This is a genomic window from Nocardia sp. CA-107356 (genome assembly GCF_050946365.1).
Taxonomy (GTDB): Bacteria; Actinomycetota; Actinomycetes; order Mycobacteriales; family Mycobacteriaceae; genus Nocardia.
The window spans coordinates 2157701-2170831 of record NZ_CP191992.1 but is presented as its reverse complement, the minus strand read 5'-3'; the positions used below and the strand labels follow the sequence as shown (position 1 = coordinate 2170831).

The 13131-nt window shown below is 65.0% G+C and carries 18 protein-coding genes; 10 read left to right on the top strand and 8 right to left on the bottom strand.

The window, feature by feature from the left end; genetic code table 11:
* Positions 1-77 precede the first annotated feature (77 nt).
* The 3 genes from ACQP1G_RS09820 (at position 78) to ACQP1G_RS09810 (ending at position 2441) form a co-directional block, all read left to right on the top strand.
* The gene (locus ACQP1G_RS09820; protein ID WP_433201161.1) at positions 78-959 is read left to right on the top strand and encodes a LysR family transcriptional regulator; all 882 of its coding nucleotides are present in this window, start codon (positions 78-80) and stop codon (positions 957-959) included.
* Positions 960-1062: 103 nt separating this feature from the next.
* Entirely contained in the window at positions 1063-1593 is a 531-nt protein-coding gene (locus tag ACQP1G_RS09815; protein ID WP_433201158.1) for a phenolic acid decarboxylase, read from the top strand.
* 476 nt (positions 1594-2069) lie between these two features.
* Positions 2070-2441 (top strand): hypothetical protein, encoded by a 372-nt coding sequence (locus ACQP1G_RS09810; protein WP_433201155.1) that lies wholly within the window; start codon positions 2070-2072, stop codon positions 2439-2441.
* Positions 2442-2472: 31 nt separating this feature from the next.
* Here the strand turns inward: ACQP1G_RS09810 and ACQP1G_RS09805 are convergent, their stop codons facing one another.
* The 3 genes from ACQP1G_RS09805 to ACQP1G_RS09795 form a co-directional block, all read right to left on the bottom strand.
* Complete coding sequence (locus tag ACQP1G_RS09805; protein ID WP_433201152.1) at positions 2473-2769, bottom strand: ElyC/SanA/YdcF family protein; 297 nt, start codon at positions 2767-2769, stop codon at positions 2473-2475.
* A gap of 393 nt (positions 2770-3162) precedes the next feature.
* The gene (locus tag ACQP1G_RS09800) at positions 3163-4182 is read right to left on the bottom strand and encodes an ArsR/SmtB family transcription factor (RefSeq protein ID WP_433201149.1); all 1020 of its coding nucleotides are present in this window, start codon (positions 4180-4182) and stop codon (positions 3163-3165) included.
* Between the two features lie 49 nt (positions 4183-4231).
* Positions 4232-4435: a hypothetical protein gene (locus ACQP1G_RS09795; RefSeq protein ID WP_433201146.1), complete on the bottom strand. Its 204-nt coding sequence runs from the start codon at positions 4433-4435 to the stop codon at positions 4232-4234.
* A gap of 212 nt (positions 4436-4647) precedes the next feature.
* Here ACQP1G_RS09795 and ACQP1G_RS09790 point away from each other — a divergent pair, with 212 nt between their 5' ends.
* Together ACQP1G_RS09790 and ACQP1G_RS09785 are read left to right on the top strand one after the other, a co-directional pair.
* Positions 4648-5061 carry a lytic transglycosylase domain-containing protein gene (locus ACQP1G_RS09790; RefSeq protein WP_433201143.1) on the top strand — a complete coding sequence of 138 codons (414 nt, stop codon included), beginning with the start codon at positions 4648-4650 and terminating at the stop codon, positions 5059-5061.
* A 161-nt stretch (positions 5062-5222) separates the two neighbouring features.
* Complete coding sequence (locus tag ACQP1G_RS09785) at positions 5223-5963, top strand: LppP/LprE family lipoprotein (RefSeq protein WP_433201140.1); 741 nt, start codon at positions 5223-5225, stop codon at positions 5961-5963.
* Positions 5964-5972: 9 nt separating this feature from the next.
* Here ACQP1G_RS09785 and ACQP1G_RS09780 read toward each other — a convergent pair whose 3' ends face one another.
* Positions 5973-6563: a hypothetical protein gene (locus ACQP1G_RS09780; RefSeq protein WP_433201137.1), complete on the bottom strand. Its 591-nt coding sequence runs from the start codon at positions 6561-6563 to the stop codon at positions 5973-5975.
* A 224-nt stretch (positions 6564-6787) separates the two neighbouring features.
* Here ACQP1G_RS09780 and ACQP1G_RS09775 point away from each other — a divergent pair, with 224 nt between their 5' ends.
* Together ACQP1G_RS09775 and ACQP1G_RS09770 are read left to right on the top strand one after the other, a co-directional pair.
* Complete coding sequence (locus ACQP1G_RS09775) at positions 6788-7765, top strand: quinone oxidoreductase family protein (RefSeq protein ID WP_433201135.1); 978 nt, start codon at positions 6788-6790, stop codon at positions 7763-7765.
* Positions 7766-7796: 31 nt separating this feature from the next.
* Entirely contained in the window at positions 7797-8582 is a 786-nt protein-coding gene (locus ACQP1G_RS09770) for an MBL fold metallo-hydrolase (RefSeq protein WP_433201132.1), read from the top strand.
* Between the two features lie 59 nt (positions 8583-8641).
* Here ACQP1G_RS09770 and ACQP1G_RS09765 read toward each other — a convergent pair whose 3' ends face one another.
* The 4 genes from ACQP1G_RS09765 to ACQP1G_RS09750 all read right to left on the bottom strand — a co-directional run bounded on the left by ACQP1G_RS09765 (position 8642) and on the right by ACQP1G_RS09750 (position 11564).
* Positions 8642-9142 (bottom strand): carboxymuconolactone decarboxylase family protein, encoded by a 501-nt coding sequence (locus ACQP1G_RS09765; protein WP_433201129.1) that lies wholly within the window; start codon positions 9140-9142, stop codon positions 8642-8644.
* Positions 9143-9176: 34 nt separating this feature from the next.
* Positions 9177-9710, bottom strand: a complete 534-nt coding sequence (locus ACQP1G_RS09760) for a VOC family protein (RefSeq protein ID WP_433201126.1) — start codon at positions 9708-9710, stop codon at positions 9177-9179.
* 14 nt (positions 9711-9724) lie between these two features.
* Positions 9725-10369: a TetR/AcrR family transcriptional regulator gene (locus ACQP1G_RS09755; RefSeq protein WP_433201123.1), complete on the bottom strand. Its 645-nt coding sequence runs from the start codon at positions 10367-10369 to the stop codon at positions 9725-9727.
* A gap of 85 nt (positions 10370-10454) precedes the next feature.
* Positions 10455-11564 (bottom strand): hypothetical protein, encoded by a 1110-nt coding sequence (locus tag ACQP1G_RS09750; RefSeq protein ID WP_433201120.1) that lies wholly within the window; start codon positions 11562-11564, stop codon positions 10455-10457.
* A gap of 179 nt (positions 11565-11743) precedes the next feature.
* On the opposite strand from ACQP1G_RS09750, the gene ACQP1G_RS09745 reads away from it, so the two are divergent.
* From ACQP1G_RS09745 to ACQP1G_RS09735, 3 genes are read left to right on the top strand one after another with little or no spacing between them, the layout of a single operon-like run.
* Entirely contained in the window at positions 11744-11902 is a 159-nt protein-coding gene (locus tag ACQP1G_RS09745; RefSeq protein ID WP_433201117.1) for a CopG family transcriptional regulator, read from the top strand.
* A 20-nt stretch (positions 11903-11922) separates the two neighbouring features.
* On the top strand, positions 11923-12267 hold the full coding sequence (locus tag ACQP1G_RS09740; protein WP_433201114.1) for a VOC family protein: 345 nt from the start codon (positions 11923-11925) through the stop codon (positions 12265-12267).
* Between the two features lie 11 nt (positions 12268-12278).
* Positions 12279-13127 carry a class I SAM-dependent methyltransferase gene (locus ACQP1G_RS09735; RefSeq protein ID WP_433201111.1) on the top strand — a complete coding sequence of 283 codons (849 nt, stop codon included), beginning with the start codon at positions 12279-12281 and terminating at the stop codon, positions 13125-13127.
* Positions 13128-13131: the final 4 nt, after the last annotated feature.

Genomic DNA, 13131 nt, shown 5'->3' with positions numbered 1-13131 from the left:
CGGATACGGCTACTCCACCGGCGGCAGCGCATGTGGCATTCGGAATATCCGAATGCTCCGGCGCTGTTGGCCAAGCCATGGAGTTACGTCAGCTGCGGACCTTCGAGGCCGTGGTGCGTCACCGCACCGTCACCGATGCAGCGGTGGCGCTCGACCTCGCGCCGTCATCGGTGTCCCAGCAGATCCGCACGCTGGAGACCGCGCTCGGGGTCACGCTTTTCGTGCGCGATCCCAAGGGCATGCGACTCACCCCCGCGGGTCAGCGCCTCACCGGGTGGGCGCGGCGGCTGCTCGACCAAGCCGAGCAGGCCATCCGCGACGTGCGGGAAGAACGGCCCCTGCTGCGGCTCGGCGCACTGGAAACCCTCGCGGGCACCTATGTGCCGCGGGTGCTGGCGCGGCTGGCCGAGCGACGGCCCGATCTCGAGGTCGAGGTGCGCTCCGATCGGGCCCGCGACGGACTGCTCGCCGATGTGGTCGGTGGCGAACTCGATGCGGCACTGCTGCTGGATTCCGGGGGAGCAGTGGGAGACCTGGGCTTTCCTGCTCCGCCCGAACCACTGGCCTTCCTCGACCTGGACCCGGTTCCGCTGGCCCTGGTCGCGGCACCCACCCATCCGCTGACGGACAGATCCGCCCTGACACCGGCCGATCTGATCGATGAGCGGCTGCTGGTCAATGTGCCGGAATGCTCGTTCTGGATGGCCGGGGAACGGATTCTCGGCGCGGGTCCGCGACGCGTCAGGGCCGGTGCGGTTCCGGTCATGCGGGCCTGGGCCGAGCACGGACTCGGCATTTCCCTGCTCCCGGAATTCGCGGTCGCCGACGGTCTCGCACACGCCACGCTCGTCCGATTGGACTTTCCGCTGCCCGATCTCAGTCTCCGGCTGGTGTGGCGGGCGGATCAGGAAGCCCTGCCCGGTATGCGCGAGATCCTCTATGCCGCCGCACTGTCATGATCGCGGCGTTCCCGGCAAATCGGCCGCAACGATTGTCCGAGTAGTTAGGCTGACTACAAAGACCCAGGTCTCGACAGCGGAGGTCGATCGAGAGGAGTCACCGATGAGCGTGCGGCAGCCCGCTTGGCCGGCCTCAGCCCTGACGGGCGATCTATCCGGCATTGTCGGCAAACACCTGATCTACGCCTATGACAACGGCTGGAAATACGAGCTGTACATACGCGATTGGCACACCATCGATTCACGCTGCCTGATGGGACCGATGTTCGGGCGCTGGTCCAAGAATCAGACCGCCAAGCTGGTCCAGATCAGCGACGACATGTACAAACTCGCCTGGGTAGACCTGACCGGCACCACCACCGTGATCATCATCTGGCTCGGCGACCGCCGCGTGCATACCACCATCTCCTATCCGCAGTGGATGCTCGACTACCCCGATAGCATCCTCACCCGCTACGAGGAAAATCTCGACGCGATCATCGCCGACCGTGACCGCGGACCGACCTATCCGCTGACGCTGGTCTCCGCGACCGGGTGCATCACCTTCCTGGAATCCAGGGATATCGACGACGACACGGTGATCAACTGTCCACCGGACAAACTGCCGCTGGGATACGCCGCGCGAACCAACTGACCGCCGGTCGAGGTATACCAGGAAAGCGGCCAGGTCGTTCTGGGTGACTACCGGCAGGTTGCGAATTTCCTCGACCGGCACCGCCGGCAATGACCACGCCCTCCCCCTTCGCGATCACTGTGTCACCGACGGTGATGTCTTCGGTGGCGAAGCGCATGAGCAGATGGGTCACCGGGGGTATCCCGGCGCAGTATGGACATGCGGACACGATTGCTGCAAGGAATACCCCCTCCGACCTGTCCGGCTCCTCAAATCCGAAGCCCGTCAAGTGGTTTCGATCTCCGAACGGCCTCAGTCGCCCGAACCGGGGAAGGGAACACCTGAGCATTCGGCGGCGCGGGCACTGCTTGCCGACTGATGCCAGCGGTCGGGAGCCCAGGTTATCGACTGGGCGAAACGCACCGACCTGCGCGAGCTGGCGTTCCGCTGATTCACCCACGACCGGATGGGTACCGCTGCGATGAGGAGGAACGCACATGACTCGTCCAGTGCCACCGAATCCGAGCCCTATTCCACCGACCCCGATCCCCGACCCGGTCCCGCCACTGCCGATCCCGGATCCGGTCCCACCGAAACCCGGCCCCGAGCCGTTTCCGCAGCCGGAGCCCGTACCCGGCCCCGAGCCGTTTCCGCAGCCAGAGCCTGCGCCCGGCCCCGATCCCGTCCCTCGGCCGGAGCCTGCGCCCAGCCCCGATCCACAGCCCGTACCACCGCTGGAACCGGGCCCCACACCGGTACCGCCGATCCCCGATCCGACACCACACCCGGATCCGAACCGACCGCCACCGATCCCGAATCCCGGCGGTCCGATCGATCCGATGGATCCAGCACTGCCGGATCCGCGTTGACGTCCGGACGCTCTGAACGCCAGCAGCAGGGTCAGCGCCAGATCAATGCGGCGACCGCCTTGGGCGCGGCAAGCCACTCGCGGATATTGTTGCGCACCTTGGTTTTTCGCTTGCATTCGCAGTATGCGATGACACCGTCGGCGTCGATTCCCGCGGCGCGGCAGAGGGCGATGGCCCGTGGCAGATGCTGATATTGGGTCACGATGAGCGCGCGGTCGATGCCGAACAAAGTCTTGGCGCGCTCGCAAGTCGCCCGGGTCGACAATCCTTCGCCATCCGTGCGCACGACCGCCGGGTCGATCCCATGGTCGACGAGATACTTTGTCATCGAGGCGATTTCGTCCCCCGGAGGTGCCCCCCGCATCACCGGATACCAGGATTTCGCGCGCCTTTGCGGCCCGCAGCAGTTCGATCGCGACATCGAGTCGCCCGCGCAGATAGGCCATCGGCGCACCGTCCGGCGCGACCTTCGCCCCGGGCACGATCACCACCGGAACAGTCGGCGCGACCGCGGGTCCGGACCGATGTCCGGACGACACCACCCACAACCGGATATTGGCCCCGGCGACGACCAGCGCCGCTCCGGCGACCAGCCCGACCCCTACCCACAAGGCCCGGCGCACCCGACCCCGACGCGTCCGCGCCTGTTCACCCTGCTCTACCACGCCGAACTCTTCCGGTCGGTTATGCGCTGCACGTGCCCGACCCTACTGGCGCGCCATCACGCGATGCGCACACCACTGTCGAGATCACCGTCGAGCAGTGCGATGCCGAGCGTCGTCGCCTGGTGCCGCATCGCATTGCGGTGCCGCCAGCTCTCGATCAGCCCGGCCTCGCGCAGGATCGATGCGTGTTCGCTGGCCGTGGCGGCCGAAACACCGAGTCGGCGGGCCAGTTCGGTCGTCGTGCAGCCTTCGGCGATCACCTGTAGCGCGGCGGCGCGGGTCCGGCCGAGCAGCGCGGTCAACGCCTCGTTGGTCGCGCGCGGACCCCACGCGGTGGCGAAATCGGCGATATCGCGCAATACCGGGACCACCAGTGTCATCGGCGCGTCCTTGTCGACGGTCGATTTCAGCAGCAGCGGTCCCGGCCAGGCGAACACCGAGGGAATGATGATCAATCCCCGTCCGTCGAGGTATTCGTCGTGACACCCGGTCGGCGTGAGCACCTCCAGGATCGGCGAACGCCACCGTGCGAAGGGCCGCAGATCGGCGAAGAGTCGTTCGACGCCCTCGGTGGCCATCGTCCGGGCCATCCGCTCGGCCGCGACCTCGAGATAGGACTGCACATGCGCCCATCGACCGGCGAACGCCACCGAATGGAAGGATTCGATGGCGACCGCGAACTCGCGCCGCGCACCACCATCGCGGTCGGACAGCTTGCGCGCCCACGCCGGCAGCGGACGCCCGGTCTCGGATCGCTGGCGAATCGTGCACTCCACCTCCAGGCGGAGTTCATCGCGTGAGACCAGGTGCAGCGCCTCGATCCCGGCGGACATCGTGCGCGCTGCGCGGGTGGGCGTGATCAGGTCGACGAAGTGATCGACGCCAGGGACGATATCGGCGAGCACCCCGAAGTCATCCGGTATCGCGCCCCGCACCTGGCTGCGCCACCCGTCGAACAGTGGCGCGTCGGTGCGCTGCACCACGCGACTGGCCAACATCGTTTCGGCCATGGCACCGAGCGGCGCCCCGATCCGGATGCGCGTCAGATCCTCGGGTGTGCAGTAGATCCGCTTCATAGGCTGCCCCGCATCGCCGTGCTCCGGTATCGCATCACGGTACCCGCGATCACCGTGGACCTCGCACCATTACCGCGAGGACCGGATCCAGTTCGAACAACTGATCACGGGCCGAGGGCAGCGACCGCGTCACCGGCCATCGCAACCACATCGGCCACAACCGTTTCCGCTGCCCTACCACCACCCTGTCGGCCACCCGACCGATCACCAGTGCGATACCTCGATCGGGCCGCACCGCTACATCCTTCAACATCTCCGACTCCTGAATCCGCACTGGTCAGCAGCCTAGGAATGAGTGGGCGGTAACCACACCATGTTTCGGCCGTGGCCTAAACACCGTCGAGCAGGCGCTACCGCGCCTCCTCATTCCCGGACACGCCGAAGCAGCTGCAGCACAGTCACGGTAACTAGTGCTTTGCTGACTTTTGCGCTACCTGTCCCGGATGTGGAGGGAGTTGATCGTCGATGTCACGTGTCATCAGCGCCGTATTGGCCACTATCTGCCTGTCATTCGTCTGCGTGGCTTCCGCAGCCGCGACCACCGACGATGAGATCTCCGGTTCGTCGGCCGTGCTCGCGCTCTCGGTGATCCGCGCGGGCACCAAGGTCCTGGCATTGACAGTTGTCCCCGCTTACCAGTTCCAATCGTTCGATAACGTCATCACACACGAAAGCGGTTGGGACGTCTTCGCCACCAACCCGAGCACCGGCGCCTACGGCCTCGGCCAGGCCCTGCCGCCGGAAAAGATGGCCACCCATGGCATGGACTGGCGGTTCAACCCGCTCACCCAGATCCGCTGGACCTACGACTACATGATCCAGCGCTACGGCAGCCCCGAAAGCGCATGGAGGTTCTGGCAGGAACACCACTGGTACTGAATCGCCGCCTCGACGCGCCCCGATAATTGGGGGCACATTTCCCCGCCTGCCAGCCCATACCCCTGTAACGCCGGTCGCAATTCATCCGATTTTCTATCTGTGCGCAAATTATTTGCGGCACAGGGAAATTCGCGTTGTCGATCAGTTTTCGAGGGGAGCCCATGAGTATCGGATCATCGGCGTTCGTCATGCTCGCGGCGAGCATCGCGATCGGCACTACCGGGTGTGGCACGAGCTCGTCGCCAACTGTTGCCACCGCGACGTCTGTCCCGTCGGCGAGTTCGCCGAGCACTGTGCAGGCAGGCGCCAGCACCGACCGCTCACAACCCGCGGCGGATCCGAAACCCGCCGCGACACCGGCAGCTTCGGCACCAGAGCCTGCGGTGAGTCCGAATCCCGCAGCGACACAGGAGACTTCGGCCGCACCCGAGCCTGCGACCAGCCCGCAAACGGAAACAACGTCCGCGCCCGCCGAATCCGGGCCCCACGGCAGCGGACACGGTCTGTGTTTCGATGTGAACTCGGCGCTCGCCGCCTCCGCGGTCGCCCAATTGGCGCCGCCCCCGGCCGGTAACGGCTGGGTCGTACAAGGCGGAAGCGGTGATCCGATTCAGGCGGGATGCTCAGGCGTCCTGTCGTGGATGAGGGTGGAATGGCAGGGAATTCATCCCGGAACCCACATCCTGTTCTTCACCAACGGCACCTACCTCGGCACCGCCACGTCGAAGCCCTACGGCTACACCGAAATTCTCGGCAAGACCAAGGACACCGTCTCGGTCCAGTACCGATGGGCCAAGCCCGAGGATGCGCTGTGCTGCCCGCAAGGCGGACCCAGCGTGGTGACCTTCAGCTCGAACGGAACCTCGGTCCAAGCAAAAGGCCAATTCCCGCCGGACAACTGAATCGGCTCGTCATACGCAGTACTGGCAGGTCCCGCTGGCGGGCAGCTGAATGAAGCATTGGGCGCACACCGCCGGTCGGGTCGGCTGTGGTTTGGCCTCCTGTGCGGTCGCGCCCGCCGCTCGACGGCGTCCCGCCACCTTCGGAGTCAGCGGCGGGACGGCCAGATCGGCGGGCATGGTGGCCCCGTGGTGCTCGTAGCACTGCCATCGGGCGTAGGACGCATGCAACTCGAGGTCGTTCGGAATCGGTAGCCTCGCGAGTTCGAGTACGTACTTGTAGGTGTCGCCGACAGTATGGTTCTCCTGCACACACAGCGAGGTCAGCGGCGGCTCGCCCGCATGGTGGCACCGCCGCGCGACCTTGCGCAGAATGGCCTCCATCCAGGTCCGCGTCGGCGCCCCGGTCTGCACCCCCGACACCTCCTGCACCCGCTCGGCCAACTCTGCGACCGTGATGAAATGCCCGTACCCCGTGGCAATCTCGGACAGCTCAGCATGCGCGGCAACCGCCCACGCCACCGTCGCCTCCCGCAACGACACCGGGACGCCATCACCTACCCGCCACGCCCCCACCGTCGTGGATACAGAACTCTCGATCACCCGATCAAGTTATCGCGCCACCCCCCGATCCACCGAATGCCCCCGCCCCATGTCCGGTAGTCCGGTTGCTCCCGACATGAAGCCTTTGACGGGACACCGCCACAGATGTAACTTGTTAGCCAACAAGTAAGTTTTATCCGATGCCAGCGGAGCCCGCTGACCTGCGGGGACGCCTTGCATCAATCGAGTGGCATAGCGAATGGAGAAGAACACCGATGGCGACAATGAGTGCACTTGTCGGCGGGGCCGGGCCCGATTGGGAGGTTCGTGAGCTCGACGTCCCCACTGCGGGCCCAGGTCAGATCCTTGTCCGGGTCCGTGCGGCCGGGGTCAACCGCGCCGACCTGTACATGCTCGACGGCAGTTACAACCCGAATACGAAGACCAGCACTGTCTTCACCGCCGGCCTGGAGATGGCCGGTGAGGTCGAGGCCGTGGGCGCGGATGTGCGGAATATCGCCGTCGGCGACCGGGTCGGGGGCGCGGGGTTGGGTGCGTTCGCCACCTACGCACTGCTCGACCATCGGCATGCGATCGCGATGCCCGCCGACCTGGCGTGGACGGATGCGGCAGCGCTTCCCGTCGGGCTGGCGACCGAACACGATGCCCTGGTCACCCAGGGCGGCTTCACCGCAGGGCAGCGCGTGCTCATACTGGGCGGCACCTCGGCGATCGGACTGCTGGCTGTGCAACTCGCCAAGGCCCTTGGTGCGAGTCTTGTCGTCACGACCACCACGTCCGACGAGAAGGCCGGTGCACTCACCGCAGTCGGCGCCGACGTGGTCATCAACACCAAGACCGAGAACATCGCCGAAGTCGTCAGTCGGGTCACCCATGGCGCCGGGGTCGATCTCGCCCTCGACCACCTCGGCGGACAGGTACTGGCGGATTCGCTGGCCGCCACCCGGCTCGGCGGCACCATCATCAATATCGGCCGCCTTGCGGGTAAGCAGTCCACCCTCGATCTCGACCAACTCTCATTCCGGCGACTTCGGCTGCAAGGGACCACATTCAGCGTCCGCACTCCGGAGGAGTTGGGTGCGGTCTGCGCCGCACTCGTCCCCGACGTCCTGCCCGCGCTCGCCGCCGGACGCATCCGACCGGTCGTGGATCGCATCTTCCATTTCGACGAGGCGAAAGCCATCGCGGAATTCATGCGCTCCTATCAGGCCGTCGGCAAGGTCGTCCTCGAAATCCCTTAGTTTCCGTACAGCACCGAAGAAGGCATATGTCTTGAAGGTCCATCACCTCAATTGCGGCACCATGAATCTGCCGACCACACAACTGATCTGCCATGTCCTGCTCGTGGAAACCGACAACGGACTCGTCCTCGTCGACACCGGCTACGGCCTGCAGGACATCGCGAATCCGGCGCGGCGCATCGGGGCGATGCGGCATTTCCTGCACCCCGCGTTCGCCACGGACGAGACCGCCGCGTATCAGGTCGAACGGCTCGGCTTCCGCCGCGAGGATGTACGCCACATCGTGCTCACCCATATGGATCTCGACCATATCGGCGGTCTCTGCGACTTCCCGGACGCCGAAATCCATATCACCGCAGCGGAAGTACTCGGGGCGATGACATCACCGACCCCATTCGACAGACAGCGCTTCCGCTCGTCCCAGTGGGCGCACGGCCCGAAGATCGTGCAGCACACCCCCGATGGTGAGCAATGGCGAGGCTTCGCTGCAGCCAAGGAACTCACCGATATCGCACCGGGCATCGCGCTCATCGCACTGCCCGGCCATACCCGCGGCCACGCCGCCGTCGCCGTCGATGCCGGGCATCGGTGGATCGTGCACTGCGGTGACGCCTTCTACCACCCCGGCACCGTCGACGGCCATTCCCAGGTCCCGTTCGTCCTGCGGGCAATGGAAACCACCGCCGCCTACGATCGAAAGATGGTGCGCGAGAATCATGCTCGCCTCACCGAGCTCTACCACCGCGGCGAACCCGACCTCTTGATGGTCTGCTCACACGATCCGAGCATGCTCGAACTCGCCAAGGGGACCGCATAGGAACAATGCCGGGGCCCGGGTCGAAATCGACCCGGGCCCTGACATTTTCGGTGAGTACCTCAGGCTTCGCCGTCGGTGGTGACGTCGAAGGTATTGAGGAAGTTGCACACCAGTTGATAGAAGCCAACGGTGAGCACGAAATCGGCCAGCTGCGTCACGCTGAAGAGTTCCAGAGCTTGCTTGCGTTCGGCCTCGCCGAGAGTGTGCTCGGCGAGCAGTTGATCGGTCCAGGACAGGATCGACGCCTCTTCGGCGGACAAACCCGCGCCCATACCCGTGGCAGCCGCGGCGATAGCGTTCTCGCTGAGACCGACCGCGCGCGCGAACCTTTCGTGATGGTGCAGCTCGTAGGGCGATTCGTAGACATGTCCGATGCGCAGAATCGCCAACTCCCGCAACGGGAACGGCACCGAATTGGTCTGCAACATCGCACCGGCCATATCCAGGAAGCTGAGCCCCATGCCGTGTGAATGCGCCACCATCCGATAGATATTCGCATTGTGGGTGGTCAGCGCCTCCCGCAGCTCGGCGGGCAGGGTGGCGGGATCGGGATATTCCATTGCGGTTCCTCGGAAGTCGTCGTAGTGCGCAGGGTCAGAGGTTGCCGACATCCCCGCGGATGGGATCGGTGCCGTCCCAGGTGGCGGCGGCTTCCCGGATGTATTTGAAGACTTCCCCTTTGGGCCCGCTGATATCGGAAATCTCGATGATCGTGCCCTGGGTGTGCTCGGTGTCGAGGTAGGCGAAGCGACCCTGATCGCCCCCGATCGAACCTTCCTGCCCGACCACGTATCCGAGCGACAGCGCCTTGTCGTAGAGGGTCTGGAAATCCGTGGTCCAGTAGGCGATGTGCTGCGCGCCTTCGCGACCGGAGTCGAGGAAGTCCTTGTAGAGCGACGGAGCGTCGTTGCGCTGCTGGATCAATTCGATCTGCACATCACCGGAATTGGCCAAGGCGACGCTCATTTCCAGCGGCGAGTCGACGCCGCGGTAGGTGAAGTAATCGGTCTCCACCTTATGGACGTAAAACCAAGGGCCAATGCCATTTTGGATGAAGTGGTCCATCGCGGCGCGGATATCGCGGACAACGTAACCGATCTGTGTGATCTGACCGAAGACTCGACTCATTACACGGGTTCTTTCTATTCGGGTGGCACCTCGTGCTCCGTTGGGCGAAGACGAGTGAGAAATAGTTGCTCGACTTCGCGGCGGCAGGCGTCGAGGTCGACCTCCGGGTCGAGCAGTTTTTGTAGTGCGATGCCGCGCAGCATGCCGACGGTGGTGGTGGCGAGCCCTTCCACGTCGATATGGCGGGAGAATTCCCCGGCGGCCTGACCCTGCGCGATGCGCTCGGCGAGTTCGTCACGGAATTCGCGATCGGCGGCGACAATGGCCGGACGCAGCTCCGACGGTGTGGCCACCGCATCCGCCCACAGCACCAACCGGGCCCGATTCATCGGCGGAATATCGGACACGATGCCGAAGTAGGTCCGCACGAAGCCGATCATCTGGTCCATTGGCGATTCGGACACGGTCGAAGAGATGAGGTCATCCTGGAACCGTTCGCCGACGACGCCGACGAGCCGCTCCATCATCGCGCCCTTGGAGCCGAAGTGGTGGGTGACCAGACCGCGACTGTAGCCCGCGCGATCACCGATGGCGGCCAAAGTCACTTTGGACGGGCCGATCTCGCCGACCAGCTCAGCGGCCGATTCCAGCAGCCGCCGCTCGGCCTCGCTGCGGCGTTCCTCCTGGGACCGACGCGATATGGCGTCACCTCGACTCATGACCATTCCTCCCGTGCGGCGACCTGTCGTCATGACGGTATCTCGCAGGCTGGAGTGGCCGATGGCGGCGCGGCGCGGGCATCAATCATGCACTCCCCTTCGCGCCGCCGCGGTGGGTGATGCGCTGATGCGTGAAGGTCGGGGCGGTGCCCGGATTCGTCCACCGGCGCGTCAGCTCACTGGAGGGGAAGAACTGCGGAAAGCGGCTGTCCCGCTCGCAGACATCAACGATCGACCGTTCCAGGATCAGCGAGTTGTACTGGGCGGCAATCGTTTCGACGGTATTGGCGTTCACCACGACCCCCTGCTGCCACTGCTCCGACCAGCGGCGTACGCCGGGCAGTTTCGAATACCGCGGGACCAGGCATTCCGCGGCGATCGCGTTCTCACTGCTGGCCCAGATGCCGCTGCTGGTGTTCAGCACCAGGGTCTGGTTGCCGGTGGTGTGGCCGGGCGTGGCCACGATGGCGACACCGGGGCCGAGCAGGATGTCACCGTCGATCGGGACGATCGCCTCGGTGCGCAGATCCCGATAGGTGTCCGGCTGATACCACGGTCGCTGCTGCGGATGTAGGTGATCCAGCGCGATCAACTCCGAACGCTGCACCAGCAGACGGGCATTGGGGAAGATCGGCTCCAGCGGCACCGGTGCACCCAGATCGGGCTGGGGCGTCGTGGTGCCGAGCCAGCGCCGGACATCCTGGGTGTGCAAGTGGTCGAAGACCAGGTAGTCGACCTCCGCCGGATCGATGCCCGCACTGCGCAGATGGGTGAGCACATCATCGTGTCGCTGGATCAGCAGATCGGCGAGCCGACTGGGCGTGCGCTTGGTGAGGGCGGCGAAATACGGAGTGTTGGTTCCCAATTCGACGTCACTGGGTTCGAACAGCAGCGTACGGCGGCGACCGTCGAGTTCGGTCCAGCGCACGACCAGCATCCGGTTCGTGATCGATACGAACGGCGCGGGAGCCATCGACGCCCGCCAGAGGCCGAACCGCGTCGGATACGGAAGCGTGATCAGGTCGTAGGTGTCAACCGAGTCGGGAGTGCCGCTCGCGCGCAGTTCAGGTCGGAAATCTGTTGCACACGACGGGATTCGGTCCAAGACCGCACCGGGGTCCAACCCCCACTCGTGCAGCGGAGCCAGCCATTCGATCCGCGTGCCAACCTCCGGCGCAACCTTCGCCGCGCTCATCTCGCTCCCCCAGCAGCGGGCATTCCCGCTGTGCGCACTGAGTGGCTCCGCTCGTCGGCGACCATAGATCCTCCTAGAAACTTCCTTGTTGACTAACAAGTTACTGCCCGGAGCTCGACCCGTCAAGGCTCACCACCACGAGACGTGACACTAGCTTGCTAGAATGCTAGCATCGGGGCGTGGGTGACGAGGATGTGAAGCAGTTCAACGTGTACCTGCCGGTCGAGCTGATCAAGCAGGTGAAGTTCCGTGCGATCGAGTCGGGCATGTCACTGTCGGCATTGGTCGCGCAGGCACTGCGCGCCTATCTCGACGACGCCCACGACCAGCAACCGTGACCACGAGAGGGAGATTCGATATGACGACAGAGGGCATTCAAGGCGTCTTCGTCGAAACGCATAACTGGGGCAAGTCGGCGCGATTCTTCATGGCGCTCGGCTTCGAGCCCGAATTCACCACCGACCACAACTCCGGACTGTTCCGCAATGGCGACGGCCCCTACGTCTTCATCGCCGAGATTCCGGCCAGTGAGACGCCATCGACTCAGCTCGTGCTGACGGTCACCGATCCCGACTCGTTCCGGCCGGACAGCGATGTCGAGGTGGTCACGCCGTTCGAGGAAACCCATTACGGGACAAAGGAAATGACGGTCCGCGACCCCGACGGACGGATCTGGAATCTGCAGGTCGGAAAGCTCGGCTGAAGGAGTACGCGATGCAGCAGATCATCGGCCCCGAGAGCACCGCGGTGCGGGTCGCGCTGTGGCGCGCTCTGCACATCGAGCTCGATTCACCACCACATGTGCTCGAGGACGAGGTCGGTTTGCGGTTGGTGGCCCCGGACCCGGGGTGGCGCGATCGACAGGATATGCATCCCGAAGCGACCGCGCTCTCCCGCGCCTGCGTCACGGCGCGTGCCCGCTTCGTCGAGGATCTGGTGACCGAACAGGCCGCCCATGGTGTCGACCAGTACGTCATCCTCGGGGCCGGACTCGACACCTTCGCCCAGCGCCGACCCGAAATCGCCTCCCGCCTCACGGTATTCGAGGTAGACCAAGCCGGACCGCAGGCATGGAAGCGGCAGCGACTACTCGAACTCGGTTTCGGAATCCCGGAGTGGCTGCGCCTGGTGCCGGTCGATTTCGAGACCGAATCCTGGTGGGACCGGCTCATTTCCGCGGGCTTCGATCCGCAGCGTCGCGCGGTGGTCGTCTCGACGGGTGTCTCCATGTACCTCACCCGAGAGGCGAATATCCAGACGCTGCACCATCTCGCGGCGCTGGCCCCCGGCTCGACCTTCGCGACCACATTCCAGCTGCCGCTGGATCTGCTCGACGCCGAGGAGCGCCCGATGCGCCGAGCGGTCGAAGACGCCGCGCGCGCGAGCGGAGTCCCCTTCCTCAGCCTGTTCAGCCCCTACGAGCTGATCGAGCTGGCCAAGGAGACGGGTTTCCCATCGGCTCGACATATTTCAACGTCCACCCTCACCGAGCGCTACTTCGCGGGACGAGCAGACGGGCTTCGGCCCCCGAGCGCCGAACAGATCCTGGTGGCGACCACATAGCCGC